Source organism: Pseudomonadota bacterium, assembly GCA_023229365.1.
Classification (GTDB): domain Bacteria; phylum Myxococcota_A; class Polyangia; order JAAYKL01; family JAAYKL01; genus JALNZK01.
Map to the genome: position 1 here is coordinate 1 of JALNZK010000229.1, position 4101 is coordinate 4101.

The window sequence follows — 4101 nt, forward strand, 5'->3', positions numbered from 1 at the left end:
CACGATCATGGGGCCCGCCTGGACCACGTCCGTCGCCACGACCGTGATGAACCCGCCGATCATGCAGTAGAACACGACGACGAGCGATCCGATGACGACGCCCCAGAACTGCGGGATGCCGAACGTGTTGTAGAGCACCTTGCCGCCACCGTAGAACTGCGCCTCGATGTAGAAGAGCAGGAAGAAGATGATCACGAGCGACGCGAGGCTGCTGATCGCCTTCTCGGCGCCCGGGAAACGGCGCGAGATGAGGCTCGTGATCGTGAGCGCGCCGGTCGCCTCCGCGGACGCCCGCAGCCGGTTGCCCATGACGAACCAGATGAACAGGATGCCGAGCACGCAGCCGAGCGCCTCCCACAGGGCCTTCATCCCGACCAGGTACGCCTCGCCGGTCAGGCCGAGGATCAGCCACGCCGACTCGCCGGTCGCGCGCTCGGAGAGCGCCATGGCGACGCCGCCGACCCGCCTGCCGCCGGCGATGTAGTCGGCGGAGCTCTTGGACATCCGCGCCGTCCAGACGGTGATGCCGACCAGGAGGGCCAGGTAGGCGACGAAGACGATGATCATGGGGCGGTTATAGCCGAGACCCGGCGGGCGGGGGAAGGGGGAGGCGTGGGGCGGGGAGGGGGCGCTCCATTCGCCCACCCGAAAACGCGCACTTTTTTCCCTCCCTGTTCACTTTTTCGTCAACCTCCGCCCGGATCGTCCGATCTCGATAGCGTTGCCTCGGTCCAGATCAGATGAACGCCAGCCTCGCTTTCAGCCGCGCCCACGAGGAGCGCGGTCAGGATTCTCCTGCGCGACAAGTCGCTTCGGAGACAAGCCCGGTGGGCTTCTCGTTTCGACAGCCTGGAGGGCTTCGTCATCCTGGCCGCGGCCCTGGTGGCCGCGGTCCTTGTCCTTGGACAGCGTGAGCTTGTTCTCCGATCGAGTGTAGCGGACCGAAGATCTGCGATTCAGGTTTGCTGCGCCACGGCGCACGAGGCGGCGCCACACAAGCACCGATGAGGAGGACGAGATGAAGAACACGCAAGACCCGCTGGATCTGCTGCCCGCGCTCGAGGAGCGCCCGGGACCGCGCAAGGACGCCTCCACTGCGCGACAGGAGGCTCGGCCGCCACGATAGGATGTCCTGTCGCCGCGAGAGGGCAGACCGCCCGCGCGAGAGGGATCGAATCAACCGCGTCGGGACGACGTCGAAAACATGGAGAACGTGGGGGACGCGCCGTACGAGGTGGCGCGGGCGCGCGAGATTCAGTAGATTAGATCGAAACGACTACGAGGCGACTGCGGACGATGGCGCACTGCATCCACTGCGACGAAGAGCACGGCGACGGCGTCGACTTCTGCCCGAAGACGGGCCGCCCGATCACCGACGTCATGCAGCGGTTGCTCGGCCGCACGATCGCGGGCCGCTACAAGCTCGTGAGGTGCATCGGCCAGGGAGGCATGGGCACGATCTTCGAGGCCGAGCACACGCTCATCGGCTCGAAGGTCGCGGTCAAGCTGCTCCACGAGGCGTTCGCCGCGCAGCGCGAGCCGGTGCAGCGGCTGTACCGCGAGGCGCGGGCCACCGGCGCCATCGGCCACCCGAACATCATCAAGGTCCACGACGTCGGCGAGACGAGCGAGGGCGTGCCGTTCCTCGTCATGGAGCTGCTCGAGGGCATCTCGCTCGGCGAGCACATCGAGCGCCACGGGCCGCAGCCGATCTGGTTCACGCTCGACGTCGCCGAGCAGATGCTCTCCGCGCTGCACGCGGCGCACGAGGCGGGCATCATCCACCGCGATCTGAAGAGCGACAACGTCTTCCTCCTCAGGGACGAGGACGGCGCGATGAGGATCAAGCTCCTCGACTTCGGGATCTCGAAGTTCATAGATCCCGAGCTCGAGAACATGCGGCTGACGCAGACGGGGTCGGTGCTCGGCACGCCGTACTACATGTCGCCCGAGCAGGCGTCAGGCAAGAAGGACCTCGACCGGCGCATCGACATCTACTCGGCGGGCGTGATCCTGTACGAGTGCCTCGTCGGCGCGATCCCGCACTCGGCGTCGAACTACAACGCGCTGCTCATCCAGATCATCACGCAGGACGTGAGGTCGTTCCGCAACGTCCGGCCGGACGTGCCGGAGAGGCTGGAGACGATTGTCCTGCGCGCGCTCGCGCGGCGTCGGGACGACAGGTGGTCCACGGCGATGGAGCTCCTCGAGGCGATCGTGGCGCTGCGGAGATCGCTGCCGTACGACGTGCTCCACGGCGCGCCGATCGTGAACCGTCAGGAGCCGCGGATCGACCGCGACTCGAACACGATGGACTTGGGCGACGTGCTGTACCAGTCCAAGGTCGAGACGCCGCTCGCGTTCGAGAACGAGGGTCCCCGCGAGGCGCGCCGCAGATCGCGGCGTCGCGTCGCCCTCGGCGTCGCCGCCTCGCTCCTGCTCGTGATCGCGGCGGGGACGGCGGTGTTCCTCGGCATGGGGGACGACGCGCCGGTCGCGGCGCCGAGGCCGGCCCCGATCCTGCCCGCGGCCGATCCGGGCGACGACTCCGCGAAGGCGGCCGTGCCGGCGTCCGGCGTCCGGGTGGTCGTCGAGCGGAGCCCCGCGGAGGCCGAGGTCACGTTGGCGGGCGAGCGGGTGCCGGCGGACGGCCTCGAGGTCCCGCGCGGCGAGGGGAAGCTCGAGCTGAAGGCCAGCGCGCCGGGGTACGTCGAGCAGCGCGCCGAGATCGTGCCGGATCGGGACAGGAAGATCGTCGTGACGCTCGAGCCGGCGGCCGCGCCGGAGCCGGCGGCGAAGGCGGGCGCGTCCAAGGGATCGACGAAGGCCGGGAAGGCCAAGGCGGGCGGGGCCGGGAAGAAGCCGGACCCCGGGAAGACCGGCGGCGACGGGATGGCGCCGGCGTCGGTCGAGAAGAAGCCGGGCAAGGGCGAGCCGAAGGGTTTGGACACCCCGATGGACAACCCATTCTGATATTGTAACAATCGTGCCGAACCGGGTCGGAAAGGGGACGCGCGTGCCCGCAAACTCGAGCCGCATACTGCGCACAGTCGCCGCCGCTGCGGTCGCGGCGTCGCTCTTCGCGACGGGCGCGGCCGCCATGGCGCAGGGCGACGACATGGGAAGCGCCAAGGAGGCGTTCTCGCGCGGCCAGGCCGCGTTCGACGCCGGCCGTTACGAGGAGGCGCAGGCGGCGTTCGAGGAGTCGCTCGCGGCGTTCCCGCACTACAGGACGCTGTTCAACATCGCGCTGTGCGAGGAGAAGCTCGGCGACGTCCGCGGCGCCGTCGCGATGTACCAGCGGTACGTCGACTGGCCGTCGGAGGTGCCGAACCGCGAGGAGATCGCGGAGAAGCTCGCGCAGCTCCGGGCGACGCTGCCGCCGGAGCCGGAGCCGCCGGAGCCGCCGGACGAGGAGCGGGACGAGCCTGAGCCGCCGGTCGCGCCGGTCGCCCCGAAAGACGAGCCGGGGCCGGACCTCCGGATTCCGGGCTGGATCTCGGTCGGCACGGGCGCGGCGGGGATCGTCGTCGGCGCGGTGTTCCTCGGGCTCGCGGCGAAGAAGGACAAGGAGATGGAGGCGATCGACGGTGAGGCGTACGACCCGTCCGTGCACGACGCGCTCCTCGAGGACGGGAGGCGGTACGAGAAGGCCGGATGGATCGTCGGCGGGATCGGCGTCCTCGCCGCGGCGGTCGGCGCCGTGCTCCTCGTGGCTTCCGACGATGGATCCGGGGACGACGCGCGCCCCGAGATCGCGCCTGCGATCGGCCCGGAGGCCGTCGCAGCGACCGTGCGGTGGAGCTTCTGATGCGGCGGGGATTGTGGACGAGGCGGATCATCGTCGCGGCGGCCGTCGCGGCGTTCGCGGCGGCGGGGTGCATCGACTTCGGGTGGCGGAGCGGGCAGTTCACCTGCGACGGGGAAGACCAGTGTCCGTCCGGTTTCCACTGCGAAGACGGCTGGTGCGTCGAGGGGCCGGGAGGCGGCGACACGGACACGGATACGGACACCGACACCGACACCGATACTGACACGGATGTCGATACCGATACGGACATCGACACCGACACCGACACGGATACGGACACGGATACGGAT

At 69.3% G+C, this 4101-nt stretch carries 4 protein-coding genes; 3 read left to right on the forward strand and 1 reads right to left on the reverse strand.

Translation table 11 applies throughout. From position 1 onward, the window contains the following. Positions 1–567, reverse strand: a 567-nt coding sequence (locus M0R80_31490; protein MCK9464167.1) for a sodium/proline symporter, incomplete at its 3' end; no start/stop codon positions are given. A 729-nt stretch (positions 568–1296) separates the two neighbouring features. On the opposite strand from M0R80_31490, the gene M0R80_31495 reads away from it, so the two are divergent. From M0R80_31495 to M0R80_31505, 3 genes are all read left to right on the forward strand, one after another. After that, entirely contained in the window at positions 1297–2973 is a 1677-nt protein-coding gene (locus tag M0R80_31495) for a serine/threonine protein kinase (protein ID MCK9464168.1), read from the forward strand. 43 nt (positions 2974–3016) lie between these two features. Further along, positions 3017–3811 (forward strand): tetratricopeptide repeat protein, encoded by a 795-nt coding sequence (locus M0R80_31500; GenBank protein MCK9464169.1) that lies wholly within the window; start codon positions 3017–3019, stop codon positions 3809–3811. Then, the coding region (locus M0R80_31505) for a hypothetical protein (protein ID MCK9464170.1) at positions 3811–4101 on the forward strand (291 nt) is incomplete at its 3' end. The genes M0R80_31500 and M0R80_31505, both read left to right, overlap by 1 nt.